18 protein-coding genes are annotated in these 15332 nt (G+C 72.9%); 13 read left to right on the forward strand and 5 right to left on the reverse strand.

Annotated features, from left to right (window positions below):
- Positions 1–3: 3 nt before the first annotated feature.
- Both AB0I67_RS16865 and AB0I67_RS16870 read right to left on the reverse strand, forming a co-directional pair.
- On the reverse strand, positions 4–558 hold the full coding sequence (locus AB0I67_RS16865; protein ID WP_357923955.1) for a hypothetical protein: 555 nt from the start codon (positions 556–558) through the stop codon (positions 4–6).
- 50 nt (positions 559–608) lie between these two features.
- A complete protein-coding gene (locus tag AB0I67_RS16870) occupies positions 609–1523 on the reverse strand; it encodes an LLM class flavin-dependent oxidoreductase (protein WP_357923956.1) in 915 nt (304 codons plus the stop codon).
- A gap of 119 nt (positions 1524–1642) precedes the next feature.
- On the opposite strand from AB0I67_RS16870, the gene AB0I67_RS16875 reads away from it, so the two are divergent.
- Both AB0I67_RS16875 and AB0I67_RS16880 read left to right on the forward strand, forming a co-directional pair.
- Positions 1643–2419 (forward strand): phytanoyl-CoA dioxygenase family protein, encoded by a 777-nt coding sequence (locus tag AB0I67_RS16875; RefSeq protein ID WP_357923958.1) that lies wholly within the window; start codon positions 1643–1645, stop codon positions 2417–2419.
- An 80-nt stretch (positions 2420–2499) separates the two neighbouring features.
- Positions 2500–3123, forward strand: a complete 624-nt coding sequence (locus AB0I67_RS16880; RefSeq protein WP_357923960.1) for a DedA family protein — start codon at positions 2500–2502, stop codon at positions 3121–3123.
- Here the strand turns inward: AB0I67_RS16880 and AB0I67_RS16885 are convergent.
- Positions 3120–4163, reverse strand: a complete 1044-nt coding sequence (locus tag AB0I67_RS16885) for a class I SAM-dependent methyltransferase (protein WP_357923962.1) — start codon at positions 4161–4163, stop codon at positions 3120–3122. The genes AB0I67_RS16880 and AB0I67_RS16885 overlap by 4 nt on opposite strands.
- Positions 4164–4253: 90 nt before the next feature.
- Between AB0I67_RS16885 and AB0I67_RS16890 the strand changes: the two genes are divergently transcribed.
- The 5 genes from AB0I67_RS16890 to AB0I67_RS16910 all read left to right on the forward strand — a co-directional run bounded on the left by AB0I67_RS16890 (position 4254) and on the right by AB0I67_RS16910 (position 9665).
- Positions 4254–4700, forward strand: coding sequence for an SRPBCC family protein (locus AB0I67_RS16890; RefSeq protein ID WP_357923963.1), 447 nt, complete (start codon positions 4254–4256; stop codon positions 4698–4700).
- Positions 4701–4741: 41 nt separating this feature from the next.
- Positions 4742–5083, forward strand: a complete 342-nt coding sequence (locus tag AB0I67_RS16895; protein ID WP_357923965.1) for a hypothetical protein — start codon at positions 4742–4744, stop codon at positions 5081–5083.
- Between the two features lie 46 nt (positions 5084–5129).
- Positions 5130–5987 carry an alpha/beta fold hydrolase gene (locus tag AB0I67_RS16900; RefSeq protein WP_357923967.1) on the forward strand — a complete coding sequence of 286 codons (858 nt, stop codon included), beginning with the start codon at positions 5130–5132 and terminating at the stop codon, positions 5985–5987.
- Between the two features lie 28 nt (positions 5988–6015).
- Positions 6016–8232, forward strand: a complete 2217-nt coding sequence (locus AB0I67_RS16905) for an ATP-dependent RecD-like DNA helicase (RefSeq protein WP_357923969.1) — start codon at positions 6016–6018, stop codon at positions 8230–8232.
- Positions 8233–8519: 287 nt separating this feature from the next.
- Positions 8520–9665, forward strand: a complete 1146-nt coding sequence (locus tag AB0I67_RS16910) for an Ig-like domain-containing protein (RefSeq protein ID WP_357923971.1) — start codon at positions 8520–8522, stop codon at positions 9663–9665.
- A 61-nt stretch (positions 9666–9726) separates the two neighbouring features.
- On the opposite strand, the gene AB0I67_RS16915 is transcribed toward AB0I67_RS16910, so the two are convergent.
- Positions 9727–10236, reverse strand: coding sequence for a GNAT family N-acetyltransferase (locus AB0I67_RS16915; RefSeq protein ID WP_357923973.1), 510 nt, complete (start codon positions 10234–10236; stop codon positions 9727–9729).
- Positions 10237–10257: 21 nt separating this feature from the next.
- On the opposite strand from AB0I67_RS16915, the gene AB0I67_RS16920 reads away from it, so the two are divergent.
- Positions 10258–11001 carry an MBL fold metallo-hydrolase gene (locus tag AB0I67_RS16920; protein ID WP_357923975.1) on the forward strand — a complete coding sequence of 248 codons (744 nt, stop codon included), beginning with the start codon at positions 10258–10260 and terminating at the stop codon, positions 10999–11001.
- A gap of 40 nt (positions 11002–11041) precedes the next feature.
- Here AB0I67_RS16920 and AB0I67_RS16925 read toward each other — a convergent pair whose 3' ends face one another.
- Positions 11042–11968 carry a radical SAM protein gene (locus tag AB0I67_RS16925; protein ID WP_357923976.1) on the reverse strand — a complete coding sequence of 309 codons (927 nt, stop codon included), beginning with the start codon at positions 11966–11968 and terminating at the stop codon, positions 11042–11044.
- 121 nt (positions 11969–12089) lie between these two features.
- On the opposite strand from AB0I67_RS16925, the gene AB0I67_RS16930 reads away from it, so the two are divergent.
- From AB0I67_RS16930 to AB0I67_RS16950, 5 genes are all read left to right on the forward strand, one after another.
- On the forward strand, positions 12090–12410 hold the full coding sequence (locus tag AB0I67_RS16930; RefSeq protein WP_357923978.1) for a multidrug efflux SMR transporter: 321 nt from the start codon (positions 12090–12092) through the stop codon (positions 12408–12410).
- A gap of 77 nt (positions 12411–12487) precedes the next feature.
- Positions 12488–13048 (forward strand): GNAT family protein, encoded by a 561-nt coding sequence (locus AB0I67_RS16935; RefSeq protein WP_357923979.1) that lies wholly within the window; start codon positions 12488–12490, stop codon positions 13046–13048.
- Positions 13045–14064 (forward strand): aminotransferase class V-fold PLP-dependent enzyme, encoded by a 1020-nt coding sequence (locus tag AB0I67_RS16940; RefSeq protein WP_357923981.1) that lies wholly within the window; start codon positions 13045–13047, stop codon positions 14062–14064. The genes AB0I67_RS16935 and AB0I67_RS16940 overlap by 4 nt, the downstream gene beginning before the upstream one ends.
- On the forward strand, positions 14061–14354 hold the full coding sequence (locus AB0I67_RS16945) for a DUF952 domain-containing protein (RefSeq protein ID WP_357923982.1): 294 nt from the start codon (positions 14061–14063) through the stop codon (positions 14352–14354). Before AB0I67_RS16940 ends, AB0I67_RS16945 begins: the two co-directional genes overlap by 4 nt.
- A 151-nt stretch (positions 14355–14505) precedes the next feature.
- Entirely contained in the window at positions 14506–15309 is an 804-nt protein-coding gene (locus tag AB0I67_RS16950) for an ABC transporter permease (RefSeq protein WP_357923984.1), read from the forward strand.
- Positions 15310–15332: the final 23 nt, after the last annotated feature.

Consider the following 15332-nt stretch of genomic DNA (forward strand, 5'->3'; position numbering starts at 1 on the left):
GTCTCACGCGCTCCACGCCTCGTGCACCGCGGTGACCGCCGAGGAGGCGGGCCGGCCGCCGGTGCGGGTGACGAGCGGCCGGCCGGGCACGGCGTGGCCGTCGACGCTGATCGAGGCGTGCTCGCACGGGATCACCTGCATCGACAGCCCGTGGCTGACGCCGCCCAGCGGGAAGTCGGGCTGCGCGAACGGCCGGGCGTCCAGCGGGCCGGTGATCGTGACCGCCAGGCCGGCCGCCTCGGCGAAGGCGCCCTCGCCGGGGTCGACGCGCAGCCGGACCTGCGCCTGCTCCACCCGCGGCGCCGGCCACGACGGCAGCGCCCGGGCCTCGTCGAAGCGGCGCACGAAGTACTCCTCGATCCACGCCGCCAGCGCCACGTCGCCGCCGGCCACCCGCAGCCCGGCGGGCGTCCACACCACCAGGGCCTGGCCGCTGCCGCGGGTGGACCAGTCGATGCGCCACAGCGAGGCGTACCCGGTGGGGGAGCCGCCCTCGTCGTACAGGGTCGCGAACGGGTTGGCTCCGGTCAGCAGCGGCCGGCGGGTCCGGTAGGTCATGGGGACGATCCTCCAGGCACCCGCACAAGGACGCGCACGCGGGGGCCGACTCAGGCCACCTCAACCGCCACCGCCTGCCGTACGGCGGGGGCGATCTCCTGCGCCCAGCGGCGGAGCGCGCGCTCGTCCTGCGTGCCGTGCTCGGCACTGAACAGGGTGAACCCGGCCGCGCCGTGCTCCAGCACGGCCCCGGTCAGCTCCTCGACCCACTGCTCGGCCGACCCGCCCAGCCAGCGGCCCTCGCGGTCGCGGGTGGCCGCCAGCGGCCGGTCGGTGATGCGGCCGGGCAGGTTGAACACGGTGCGGATCTGCCGCGGGTCGCGCCCGGCGGCGCGGGCGGCCTCGTCGATGATCGGCCGGGAGGCGCGGTAGCGCTCGCTCAGCCAGTCGGCGGCGTGCCCGGGGATCCAGCCGTCGGCGACGCGGCCGGTGGCGGCCAGCGAGCTCGGCCCGACCGAGCCGGTCCACACCGGGGGAGCGGCCACCGGGGCCGGCTCGATGCCGTCCACGCGGTAGTGCTCGCCGTGGAAGGTGACCGGCGCGCCGCCGCCCGACAGCTTCCTGATCAGCACGATCGCCTCCTCGAAGGCCGCCACCGCCTGCCCCGGCGTCAGGGCCGGCACGCCGAGGTCGGCGATGCGGCCCCACAATCCGCCCGCGCCCATGCCCAGCACCACCCGGCCGCCCGACAACGCCGACAGCGAGGTGATCGTGCGGGCCAGCAGGGGAGCGGGCCGGGTCGGCAGGTTGGTCACGTTGGCCAGCCCGGCGATGCGCTCGGTACGGCCCAGCAAGAAGCCCAGGGCGGCGTAGGCGTCCACCCGCCCGCCCAGGTAGGGGTGATCGGACAGCGAGAAGTGGTCGAGCCCGTCACGGTCGGCCTGCCGTACCAGGGCGAGCAGGGCGGGCAACTGCTCCAGGTCCGACGGGGCGCCGAAGCCGAACAGGACGTCAGTGGTGGTCATAGCGGTCTCCAACCCGTAGAGTTCGTGTCCCGAACCATATTGGTTCGGGACACGAACTTCAAGTCGGGGGCGGAGAAAACCGGTTGGGCCGCCGGCCCGCATGGCCCACCATCGAGACCATGGCCCTGACGCCCCACGACCTCGACCGGTTCGTCACCGACGGCTTCGTCCTGCTCGAAGAGGCCTTCCCCCGGCACCTGGCCGAGGAGTGCCGGGCCTTCCTGTGGCGCGAGACCGGCCTCCACCCCGACGACCCCGCCACCTGGACCCAGCCCGTCGTCCGCCTCCTGGGCTACGGCCAGCCGCCCTTCCAGGCCGCCGCCACCACCCCGCGCCTGCACGCCGCCTTCGACCAGCTCGCCGGCCAGGGCCGCTGGCACCCGCGCCAGGGCCTGGGCACCTTCCCCATCCGCTTCCCCCACCCCGACGACCCCGGCGACGCCGGCTGGCACATGGACGCCGGCTACAGCCCCGACGACGGCCGCAGCTACTGGCTCAACCTGCGCTCGCGCGGCCGGGCCCTGCTGATGCTGTTCCTGTTCTCCGACGTCGGCGAGCACGACGCGCCCACCCGCATCAAGGTCGGCTCCCACCTGGACGTGCCGCCCTTCCTGGCCCCGCACGGCGAGGACGGCGTCGAGATGTTCGAGCTGTGCCGCACCATGGACGCCGCCGGCCGCCTCGACGCCCCCGAACGCCCCGTCGCCCTGGCCACCGGCCGCGCCGGCGACGTCTACCTGTGCCACCCCTTCCTCATCCACGCCGCCCAGCCGCACCACGGCACCCGGCCCCGCTTCATGGCCCAGCCGCCGCTGCTGTCCACCGGCCCGCTCGACCTCGAACACGGCCCGCATACCCCGCTCGAACAGGCCGTCCTGCTCGGCCTGGGACGCTGACCGAGGCACCCGCCCGGAAAATGCGTCTTGTCCGGCGCGCGTTTGCCCCGCCATCGACGAGGTAGAGTCCCTCCTTGCCGATGAGTGACACCATCGCCGACTGGGCGACCAACCTGATGCAGACCCTCGGCGCCCCAGGCGCCGGGCTGGCCATCGCGCTCGAAAACCTCTTCCCGCCGCTGCCCAGCGAGGTCATCCTGCCCCTGGCCGGCTTCACCGCCGGCCGCGGCGGCATGGGCCTGGCCGAGGCGCTGATCTGGACCACCGTCGGCTCCGTCGTCGGCGCCCTGGCCCTGTACTGGCTGGGCGCCGCCCTCGGCCGCGACCGCCTGCTGGCCATCGCCCGCCGCATGCCGCTGATCAAGGTCTCCGACATCGAACGCACCGAGGCCTTCTTCCAGCGCCACGGCGGCAAGGCCGTCTTCTTCGGCCGCATGGTGCCCGTCTTCCGCAGCCTCATCTCCATCCCGGCCGGCGTCGAACGCATGCCCCTGGGCCGCTTCACCCTGCTCACCACGCTCGGCAGCGCCCTGTGGAACACCGTCTTCATCCTGGCCGGCTACCTGCTGGGCGACAACTGGGCCCTGGTGGAGGGCTACGTCGGCATCGGCACCAACATCGTCATCGGGCTGATCGTGCTCGCCTTCCTGACCTTCGCCGGCGTACGGCTGGCCGAACGCCACAAGGAACGCAAACGCTCCTAGGGCCGAGCCTCGTACACCAGGTTGAACGGCGTCTCGGCCACCCGCCGGAACCGGCTGAACCCGGCCTCGGCCGTCAGGCGCCGCACCGGCTCCTCCCCGGCCTGGGCGCCGAGGGCGTACCCGCCCTCCTGCGACAACGCGTTCGGCACGCACAGGAACGCCGAGAACGCGTAGTACACCCGCCCCACCGGATTGAGGTTGTCGGCCACGCTCTCCCCGGCCGCCGGCTCGACGATCATCCACGTCCCGTCCGGCGCCAGCCGCTCACGCACGTGCCGCGCCGCGCCCAGCGGATCGCCCATGTCGTGCAGCGCGTCGAACGTGGTGACCAGGTCGTACGGCCCGCCGCCGAAGTCCTGCGCCGAGGCCACCTCGAACCGCACCCGCCCGGCCGCCTCCCCGGCCTGCTTGCGCGCCGCCTCGATCGACCCGGCATGGTAGTCCGACCCGGTGAACGTCGAGTTCGGGAAGGCCCGCGCCATCAGCAGCGTCGAGGCCCCGTGCCCGCACCCGACGTCGGCCACCCGGATGCCGGCCCGCAGCCGCTCCACCACGCCCTCCAGCGCCGGCAGCCACGCGCCGACCAGGTTGGCGCTGTAGCCGGGACGGAAGAAGCGCTCGCACCCGGCGAACACCTCCCCGTCGTGCTCGTGCCAGCCCATCCCGTCGCCGGTCCGGAACGCCTTGGTGATCTCCTCGTCGGCCTTCAGCGCGCCCAGCGCGAGCTGGAAGGCGCCCGGCACGAAGATCGGCCCGTCCGGGTCGGTCAGCGCGAACGCCTGCTCCTCGGTCAGCCAGTACGACCCCGAGGCCGCGTCGTACTCCACGTACCCGCCGGCCGCCTGGCCGCGCAGCCACTCCTCCACGTACCGCACCGCCGTACCGGTGCGCTCGGCCAGCTCGTGCGGCCGCAACCGGCCCCCGGCCAGCGCCTTGTACAGCCCCAGCCGGTCACCGACCACCACGCCGCCGGCCCCCATCGTCGCGCCCAGATCGCCGACGAACCGGCCGACGAACTCCATCAGACGCCCCTCGTCCATGGACCTCCCCCTTCTTCGCTCTTCCGACAGACCCACCGTGCGGCCGCGGCGTGTGCGCGCACGTGTGAGAGCGTGGAAGGTGTGAAACCCGTGCATCTGGGCGCAGCCCTCGAATCCGCCGCCCCGCCCGCGCAGGTCTTCGCCGTGCTCACCGACTGGCCACGGCACGCCGAATGGATGGTCCTGACCCGCGCCGAGGTCCGCCGCGGCGACGGCCGCGGCCCCGGCAGCGTCATCGCCGCCTTCAGCGGCCTGGGGCCGATCGGCTTCCTCGACACCATGGAGATCACCACCTGGGAGCCGCCGCACCTGGTGATCATGCGGCACACCGGGCGCGTCGTGCGCGGCCGCGGCGCCATCCGGGTGCGCCCGTGGGGCGGGGGCGGCAGCCGGATCGTCTGGGCCGAGGAGCTCGACCTGCCCTTCGGCCCGCTGGGCCGGCTGGCCTGGCCGCTGGTGCGGCCGCTCATGCGCCGGCTGGTGCTGCTGTCGCTGCGCCGGCTGCTGCGCCTGGCCGGGCGGGGGGTGGGCGGCTGAGCCGCGCGTGTTTACCCTGGACAGCAGGGAGGTGGTGTCCCATGTCCGCCGAGCCGGCCTTCAACCACCGGCCCAAGGTCTGGCCCCAGGCCGCCCACGACGACGAGGTCGAGGACCCCGACACCTGCTGGGTGTGCGGCGTCAAGATCAACCCGCGGGACCGGTCGCTGCACGCCGGGGAGCTGGCGCCCTCGCAGCTCACCGACCCCGACGAGGAGTCCACCCGCGACTACGTCGAGACGCTGCTGCGGACCGAGCTGGCCGACACGCCGGTCTCGCTGCTGGACAGCCAGGTCGCCCTGCTGGCCCGCCGCGCCGCCGCCGCCCTGTACGCCCGCGGCGCCATCCGCCCCCGCCGCTCCGACTGGCGCCCCCGCCCCTGAACCCCCACCCCCGCGTCCCGGAGTGGCGCACGTTACCCTGGCGGGCGTGCCGAACCCCGCCGCACCCGCGCACCCCACCGGCCCCGCCGGCCGCCCCGCCGACCGCCTCGCCGACGTCAACGGCGTCCGCCTGGCCTACGACGTGCGCGGCCAGGGCCCGCTGGTGCTGTGCGCGCACGGCCTGACCTCCAGCCGCGCCGCCGAGGACGCCTCCGCCCTCCTCGACCACGACCACATCGCCGCAGCCGCCGGCCGTACCGTCGCCCGCTACGACGCCCGCGGCCACGGCCGCTCGCAGGGCCGCCCCGTCCCGGACGACTACCGCTGGCCCGCCCTGGCCGGCGACCTGCTCGCCCTGGCCGACCTGCTGCAGCCGCATGCGCCGGTGGCCGGCATCGGCGCCTCCATGGGCGCCGCCACCCTGCTGTGGGCCGCCGTACGCGAACCCGGCCGCTTCGACCGGCTGGTGCTGCGCATCCCGCCCACCGCCTGGCAGACCCGCACCGCCCAGGCCGCCGTCCTGGCCCAGAGCGCCAAAGCCCTGGAGCAGGCGGGCCTGCGCGCCTGGCTGGCCGCCGCCGGGCCGTCGCCGCAACCGCCGCTGTTCGCCGACGACCCCCTGCCGGTCCTGCCGCCTGCCGTACCCGAAGAGCTGCTGCCCTCGGTCCTGCGCGGCGCCGGCGCCTCCGACCTGCCCGACCCCGAGGACCTGGCCAAGATGGGCGTCCCGACGCTGATCCTGGCCTGGGCCGGCGACCCCGGCCACCCCGTCTCCACCGCCGAACGCCTGGCCGCCCTGCTGCCCGCCGCCGACCTGCACGTGGCCACCACCCGCGCCGAGCTGGCCTCCTGGACCGGCCGCGTCAGCGGCTTCCTCGCCGGGCCCGGCGGTGTTCTAGGCTGACCCGCGGCGGCGTAACGAGGAGAGGCCCGTGGCAGCAGGTGGATCCGGCGTCACCCCCGTCACCTTGACGGGCGTGCTCGAACGCATCACCTTCCAGGCCGAGGACACCGGCTACACCATCGCCCGCCTGGCCACCGAACGCTCCGGCGACGACCTGCTCACCGTCGTCGGGCCGCTGCTCGGCGCCCAGGTCGGCGAATCGCTGCGGCTGAGCGGCCGCTGGGGCTCCCACCCGCGCTACGGCCGCCAGTTCGAGGTCCACTCCTACGCCACCGTGCTGCCGGCCACCATCCAGGGCATCCAGCGCTACCTCGGCTCCGGCCTGATCAAGGGCATCGGGCCCAAGATGGCCGAACGCATCGTCGCCCACTTCGGCCTCGACACCCTCGACGTCATCGAACAGGCCCCGCACCGCCTGGTCGAGGTGCCCGGCCTCGGCCCCAAACGGACCAAGCTGATCGGCCTGGCCTGGGCCGAACAGAAGATCATCAAAGAGGTGATGATCTTCCTGCAGGGGGTCGGCGTCTCCACCAGCATCGCCGTGCGCATCTTCAAGGAGTACGGCGAAGCCGCCATCACCGTCGTCAAGACCCACCCCTACCGGCTGGCCGACGACGTGTGGGGCATCGGCTTCAAGACCGCCGACACCATCGCCCAGGCCGTCGGCATCCCGCACGACAGCCCCGAACGCGTCAAGGCCGGCCTGCGCTACACCCTGTCGCAGGCCGCCGACGACGGCCACTGCTACCTGCCCGCCCCCAACCTCGTCGCCGACGCCGTCAAGATCCTCGACGTGCCCGCCGACCTGGTCACCGCCTGCCTGGCCGAATCGGCCGCCGCCGAGGAGGTCGTGCGCGAGGACGTCCCCGCCGGCGAGGCGAGCGTCCCGGCCGTCTACCTGGTGCCCTTCCACCGCGCCGAGCTGTCCCTGGCCTCCGGCCTGCTCACCCTGCTGCACAACGGCCACGACCGCCTCAAGGCCTTCCACGACGTCGACTGGGCCAAGGCCGAGGCCTGGCTGCACGCCCAGACCGGCGCCGAACTGGCCGCCGAGCAACGCCAGGCGGTACGGCTGGCCCTCACCCACAAGGTCGCCGTCCTGACCGGCGGCCCCGGCTGCGGCAAGAGCTTCACCGTGCGCTCCATCGTGCTCATGGCCCGCGCCCGCAAGGCCAAGGTCATCCTGGCCGCCCCCACCGGCCGCGCCGCCAAACGCCTGGCCGAGCTCACCGGCCACGAGGCCACCACCGTCCACCGGCTGCTGCAGCTGCGCCCCGGCGGCGAGGCCACCTTCGACCGCGACAACCCCCTGCAGGCCGACCTCGTCGTCGTCGACGAGGCCTCCATGCTCGACCTGCTGCTGGCCAACAAGCTCGTCAAGGCCGTCGCGCCCGGCGCCCACCTGCTGTTCGTCGGCGACGTCGACCAGCTTCCCTCCGTCGGCGCCGGCGAGGTGCTCAAAGACCTGCTGGCCGCCCCCGACATCCCGCGCGTACGGCTGACGCAGGTCTTCCGCCAGGCGGCCGAGTCCGGCGTGGTGACCAACGCCCACCGCGTCAACGACGGCCGCCACCCCGTCCTGGAGGGCATGAAGGACTTCTTCCTGTTCCCGTGCGAGGAGCCGGAGGAGATCGCCGCGCTCACCGTCGACGTCGTCGCCCGCCGCATCCCGCGCAAGTTCGGCCTCGACCCCCGCCGCGACGTCCAGGTCCTGGCCCCCATGCACCGCGGCGCCGCCGGGGCCGGAGCGCTCAACCTCGCCCTGCAGGAAGCCCTCACCCCCGCCCGCGAGGACCGCCCAGAACGCCGCTACGGCGGGCGCGTCTTCCGCATCGGCGACAAGGTCACCCAGCTGCGCAACAACTACGACAAGGGCGCCGCCGGCGTCTTCAACGGCACCGTCGGCGTCGTCACCGACCTGCGCGGCGAGGAGTCGAAACTGACCGTCCTCACCGACGAGGACGAGCACGTCGACTACTCCTTCGACGAGCTCGACGAGCTCGCCCACGCCTACGCCGTCTCCATCCACCGCTCCCAGGGCAGCGAGTACCCCGCCGTCGTCATCCCGCTGGCCACCAGCGCCTGGATGATGCTCCAGCGCAACCTGCTCTACACCGCCATCACCCGGGCCAAGAAACTCGTCGTCATCGTCGGCTCGCGCCGCGCCCTGGCCCAGGCGGTGCGCACCCGCGGCGCCGGCCGCCGCCACACCGGCCTCACCCACCGGCTGCAAACCCGGCCGTAAAGCGCCCGCCCGCTGTTCGCCCCGGCTCCGCCGTACCCCCGCAGACCGCTTCGAGGCGACTCCGGGGGAGGGGTGAGCCATCTCTCCGCACCCCGCTTGACCCCGCTTGACCTCGCGGTTGACTGCGATGAGTGATCGAAATGTGACCGAACTCTGCGGAAGCATGCAGCGTCACATAAATAGGACCATTAAGGTTTTGTCACTATGTTGCACGTATGGGGGAGAGGATTGCCGTGAGGATTGCGCCGCCTTGGAGGAAGCCGGTCGCCGGCTTGGTCTTGGCGCTGGTGGCGACGCTTTCGGCCGCCTGCTCGGGCGGCCAGACCGCCGGGGGCGGCACCGGCGGCAACAACGGGGGCGAGGCCGCACCGCCCGCCACCCAGGCGCCACCGGCTCCGAAGATCCAGATCAGCCCCGCCACGGGTAATACCAAGGTCAAGCCTGACAAAAGAGTTGTCGTGGCGGCCAGTGGCGGCACCCTTGACGAGGTGAGCGTCCAGGCCGGCGGCCAGGAAGTGCGCGGCGCGTTCAACGCCGACCGCACCCGCTGGATCTCCAAGGAGCCGCTCAAGCCGTCCACCGGCTACACCGTCTCCGCCAAGGCCGGCCAGACCACCCAGAGCTCCACCTTCACCACGCAGAAGCCGGAACGCGAACTGAAGGTCATCGACGTCACCCCGGCGGTCAAGGGCGAGAAGGTCGGCGTGGGGGCGCCGATCATCGTCCGCTTCAACACCGCCGTCACCGACAAGAAGGCCGTCGAGCAGGCCCTGCAGGTCAACGCGGAAAAGCCGGTCGACGGCGCCTGGCGCTGGGTCGGCGACGACCAGGTCATCTACCGCACCGCCAAGTACTGGCCCGCCCACCAGACCGTCACCTTCACCGCCGCCATCACCGGCGTGCGCGGCGGCGACGGCCTGTACGGCGTCGCCGACCTGACCAAGAAGATCGAGATCGGCGCCCGGCAGATCGCCACCCTCGACGTCCGCAAGAAGGTCATGTACGTCCGCCACGACGGCAAGCTCGTGCAGACCATGAAGGTCAGCTCCGGCATGGGCACCACCCGCGAGTACACCACCACCTCCGGCATCCACCTCACCATGGAGGCGGTCAACCCGGTCTGGATGGAGTCGCCCGGCCGCAAGAAGGGCGACCCCGGCTACTACAAGGTGCTCATCAACCACGCCACCCGCATCTCCAACTCCGGCGAGTACGTCCACGCCAAGGACAACGTCTGGGCCCAGGGCGTGCGCAACGTCAGCCACGGCTGCATCAACGCCCGCCCCGACCAGGCGCGCTGGTTCTACGAGCACAACCAGCGCGGCGACATCGTCGACATCACCGGCACCAGCCGCAAGCTGGAGTGGAACAACGGCTGGGGATTCTGGCAGCTGTCGTTCAAGGAGTGGAAGAAGGGCAGCGCCCTGAAGTAACCCCACCGCGCCAAGCGAAAGGGGGGTGGCCGGTTGCTCCGGCCACCCCCCTTTTCGCCTTTCACGCCCCGGTCAGCTCGCGCTCCAGCACCATCCCCGGCCACGTCCCCACCGTGAACGGCTCGGCCCGCCGAAACCCGCAACTCTCGTAGAAGGCCACCAACCGGCCGTCGTCACCGGCGTAGCAGTCCACCCGCAGCACCGCCACGCCCAGCCGGGCCGCCTCGCCGTAGGACCACTCCAGCAGCGCCCGCCCCACCCCCAGGCCCGCGAAACGGCGGTCGGTCACCAGCGCCTGCACATACAGCTCGGCCACCTTGGCCGGCTCGACGTAGGCCGGCGGCACCGCACCCACCGTCACCGTCCCGGCCGGCACCCCGTCCACCTCGGCGATGCGCATCCCGCCCGACTCCGCCCAGGCGCGCACCTGCGCCTCGCGCTTGCCGTTGCCGGTGAACGGCTCCGACCCCCACTGCCCGGTCCGGCCCTGCGAGGCCAGCCACGCCACCGCGCTGTCGAACATCGCCAGCACCGCGCCGACGTCGGCCACCCCACCCTGTCGAATCTTCATCAGGCGACCATACTGGGACAGATGACGGTCCTTCATCTCAACTGCGGCACCATGCGGCCCGCCGGCGCGCCCCCCGTCGTCTGCCACTGCCTGGTCGTCGAGACCGCCCACGGCCTGGCCCTCGTCGACACCGGCCTCGGCCGCGGGCTCGGCCTGGCCTTCCGCTGGACCTTCAACCCCGACCTCGACCCCGCCGAAACCATGCCCGCCCAGCTACGCCGCCTCGGCTACGCCCCCTCCGACGTGCGCGACATCGTCCTCACCCACCTCGACCTCGACCACGCCGGCAGCCTGCACGCCTTCCCCGACGCCCGCGTCCACCTGCACGGGCGCGAACTCGACGCCGCCCGCCGCCCCGCCACCGCCGCAGAACGCCGCCGCTACCAGCCCGCCACCTGGGCCCACGGGCCGCTGTGGCGGCCCTACACCGACGAGGGCGACCTGTGGTACGGCCTGCGCGCCCAGCCGCTCGACAAGCTCGACGGGTTCGCGCTCGTCCCGCTGCCCGGGCACACCCGCGGCCACAGCGGCGTCGCCGTCCGCACCGGCGACGGCTGGCTCCTGCACGCCGGGGACGCCTACTTCTTCCACGGCGAGATCGCCGACCCGCCCTACTGCCCGCCCGCGCACCGGCTCCTGCAGCGCCTGGCCGCCGTCGAGCACGAACGCCGCCTGGACAGCCTCGAACAGCTACGCCGCCTGCCGGCCCAGGTACGCGTCTTCAGCGCCCACGACGCCACCGAACTGGCCCGCGACACCACCTGACCCGTCGTCTGTTTCCCCGCTGTTCGGTCTACGGCCCGCCTCAGATCAGGGCGAGCTGACCGGGTTCGGTCTTGCCCTGCCGTACCCCGCCCACCGGGGCCATCCCGCACGCCGCCGCCAGCGCCTCGATCTGCGCCACGATCCGCGCCTCATACCCCGCCGCCGGCATCCCCGGCCGGTCGTACACCTGCTCATACCGCTCCACCAGCCCCGGATGCCGCTCGGCCAGCCACGCGGTGAACCCCGCCCGCGTCGCCGCCGGCAACCGCAACACCACCGGCCACACCCCGCCGGCCCCCGCCGCCGCGATCCGCCGCACCGTCGCCTCCAACTGGTCGGCGCCATCGCTCAGCAACGGCAGCACCGGCCCCATCAGCACATGCACCGCCACCCCCGCCTCCGCCAACGCCGCCACCAGCTCCAGCCGCGCCTGCGCGCTGACCGCCCCCGGCTCCACCTCCCGCCGGATCCGCTCGTCCACGAACCCGATCGACACCGCCACCCGCACCCCCGCCCGCGCCAGCAGCCCCGCATCCCGCACCACCAGCGGGCTCTTCGTGTACACCGTCAGCGGCACCCCCGCCCGCCCGGCCGCCGCCACGATCGCCGGCATCAGCCGATAACGCGCCTCGGCCTCCTGGTAGCAGTCACCGGCCACCCCCACCGCCAGCTCCTCACCACCCCACGCCACCAGCTCCCGCTCCAGCCGCACCGCCGCGTTCGCCTTCACCACGATCCGCGCGTCGAAATCCCGCCCCGCGTCCAGCCCCAGCCGCCGGTGCGCCCCACGCGCCCCGCACCCCCGGCAGGCGTGCACGCACCCGCGATACGGCGAAACCCCCCACCGCTGCGGGATCCCCGCCCACGCCGGCACCCGCTCGATCACCGTGCGAGCCTGCGTCTCCAGCAGCCCCGCCCGCGCCACCGACCGGCGTTCGATCAGCGGCCGCTCATCCACCGCATCCACGAGCGAAAGCACGTCCCAGCCCACGACAAACAATGGAACACGCATTCGACCCAGCTCGCAAGGCACTCCACTAAAGTGACGCCCGACCCCCGCACCCAGCTCCGAAGGATCCGCCCCTGCCATGGCCTGGCTCCTGCTCGCCCTCGCCATCACCACCGAAGTCCTGGCCACCACCGCACTCAAACTCAGCGACGGGCTGACCAACTGGTGGAGCGCCGCCGTCGCCGCCGGCTACCTCGCCTCCTTCGTCCTGCTGGCCCAGGTGCTGAAACTCCAGCTCGGCATCGGCACCGCCTACGCCGTCTGGTCCGGCGCAGGCACCGCCGCCATCGCCGTCATCGGCGCCGTCTTCCTCGGCGAGACCCTGTCCGCCGCCAAGATCGCCGGCATCGCGCTCATCATCGCCGGCGTCGTCGTCCTCAACCTCGCCGGCGGCCACTGAACGGCGCCGACCCACGCTGAAATCCCAGGTCGAAACCCGCTCGCACCCGCCCGAACGCCGCTCGTAGACTGCACCACGTGCTGAAGCCGACCCTTCCCCTCACCACCGAACGCCTCGTGCTGCGCGCCTTCACCCCCGGCGACCTCGACGCCCTGTACGCCTACAGCTCACGCCCCGACGTCGCCCGCTACCTGTACTGGGAACCGCGCGACCTGCCCGCCGCCCAGGCCGCCCTCGACAGGAACCTCAACCGCACCGCGCTCAACGCCGAAGGCGACGTCCTCGAACTGGCCGTCACCCTGCGCGACAGCGGCGAACTCATCGGCAGTGTCCTGCTCATCTGGACCAGCCAGGCCCACCAGCAGGGCGAGATCGGCTACATCCTGCACCCCGGCCACCACGGCCGCGGCTACGCCCCCGAAGCCGCCCGCGAACTGCTCCGCCTCGGCTTCGAAGACCTCCACCTGCACCGCATCACCGGCCGCCTCGACGCCCGCAACACCGCCTCCGCCCGCGTCCTGGAAAAACTCGGCATGCGCCGCGAAGCCCACCTGATCGAGAACGAGTTCGTCAAGGGCGAATGGGTCGACGAGGCCGTCTACGCCATCCTCGCCACCGAATGGCGTGCCCAGCAGTGAACGCCCTGATCGACGCCAAGGACCTGTTCGAGGCCGACCCCGGCTTCCTCAACACCGCCAGCTACGGCCTGCCGCCCCGCGCCGCCAGCCAGGCCCTCGACACCGCCCTGGCACAGTGGCGGCGCGGCAGCACCGACTGGAGCACCTGGGACGCCGCCACCGACCGCGCCCGCGCCGGCTTCGCCCGCCTGCTGGACACCACCCCCGACCACGTCACCATCAGCTCCACCGGCGCCCAGCTCGTCTCCAGCATCGCCACCGCCCTGCCACCCGGCGCCCGCGTCCTGGTCCCCGACATCGAGTTCACCAGCAACCTGTTCCCCTGGGCCCAAGCCGCCACCGTCGAGACCGCCCCGCCCGACCGCCTGGCCGACGCCATCCACCCCGGCCTGGACGCCGTCGCCTTCAGCCTCGTGCAGTCCGCCACCGGCCAGGTCGCCGCCCTCACCGACATCATCACCGCAGCCCGCGCCCACGACCTGCTCGTCGTCACCGACGCCAGCCAGGCCGCCGGCTGGCTCCCCTTCACCACCGACGGCCTGGACGCCGTCGTCTGCTCGGCCTACAAATGGCTCATGGCGCCACGCGGCGCCGCCTTCGCCTACACCTCGCCCCGCCTGCGCGAACGCATGCGCCCCCTGGCCGCCAACTGGTACGGCACGCCCGGCCACGCCGGCTACTACGGCCTGCCCATGACCCTCTCACCCGACGCCGCCGCCTTCGACCTGTCACCGGCCTGGTTCTGCTACGTCGGCGCCGCACCCGCCCTCGACCTCATCAACGAGATCGGCGTGCCCGCCATCCACGCCCACAACCTCGCCCTGGCCAACCGCTTCCGCGCCGGCCTCGGCCAGCCGCCCGGCGACAGCGCCATCGTCACCACCCCCGGCGCCGACGCCGCCAAGCTCCAGGCCGCCGGCGTCCGCGCCGCCGTACGGGCGGGGAACCTGCGCGCCTCCTTCCACCTGTACAACACCACCGACGACGTCGACCGGGCACTGGAGGCCCTGGCATGATCCTGCACCTGGCCCTGGAACGCGACTGGCGGCAGGCGGGGGAGACCTACACCGTCTCCACCCTCGGACGCACCCTCGACCAGGAGGGCTTCATCCACTGCAGCGCCGACCTCGACCAGCTCGACGGCGTCGCCGCCGCCTTCTACGCGGGCGTCACCGAACCGCTGCTGGTGCTGCACATCGACCCCGCCGGGCTGGACGTGCGCGTCGAGGGCGGCTTCCCGCACCTGTACGGCCCGCTGCCCCGCACCGCCGTCACCACCATCACCTTCTACCCGCCCACCACCTGACCCGCCTCCCCTGCCGTTTCCCGAGCCCGTCTGCTTCTGATTCCGGCTGTTTGTTCCCGGCCGGCCCGTGGGCCGGCCCGGAAACTGTCGGACCGCCCCCGTAGGCTCACACCCGCCCACCCCGCCGACCGCCCGAAGGACACCCAGCCGCATGCTCACCATGGCCGCAACCAACCGGATCCACGCCGGCCGGATCGGCGCCGTCGTGGGCCGCAACGTCGGCGCCCTGCGCTCGGGCCCCGCCTACTGGCTCGTCCTGCTGTCCGGCTTCTTCGAGCCCCTGCTCTACCTGCTGTCCATCGGCGTCGGCGTCGGCGCCCTGGTCGGCACCATCCCCACCGCCCACCACGGCGAGATCCCCTACGCCACCTTCGTGGCCCCCGCCATGCTCACCGTCTCCGCCATGTCCGGCGCCCTGTCGGAGACCACCTTCAACTTCTTCTTCAAGCTCCGCTACGCCAAAACGCTCGAAGCCGTCCTGGCCACCCCCGTGCGCCCCATCGAAGCCGCCCTGGGCGAGCTCATCTGGGCCGTCATCCGCGGCACCGTCTACACCCTCGCCTTCCTCCTGGTCATGGTCGCCTTCGGCCTGACCACCCCCGCCGGAGCCCTGCTCGCCCTGCCGATCACCCTCCTGGTCAGCTTCGCCTTCGGCGCCATCGGCATGGTCGCCTCCACCTTCATGCGCGGCTGGCAGGACTTCGACCTGCTCACCGCCGCCCAGTTCTCCCTCTTCCTGTTCTCCGGCACCTTCGCCCCCGTCGACACCTACCCCACGGCCCTGCAGTGGCTCGTCTACGCCACCCCGCTCTACCACTCGGTCGAACTCGTCCGCGCCGCCACCATGCTCACCCCCACCCCGGGCCTGGCCCTGCACGCTCTCTACCTGGTGGCGATGCTCGCGATCGGCATGAAGATCGCCGCCCACCGCATGGAGAAGATCCTCCTCAAATAGCGCCCGGGGGGCCTCGCAAGAAT

The sequence above is a fragment of the Nonomuraea sp. NPDC050310 genome, from assembly GCF_040655795.1.
GTDB lineage: Bacteria > Actinomycetota > Actinomycetes > Streptosporangiales > Streptosporangiaceae > Nonomuraea.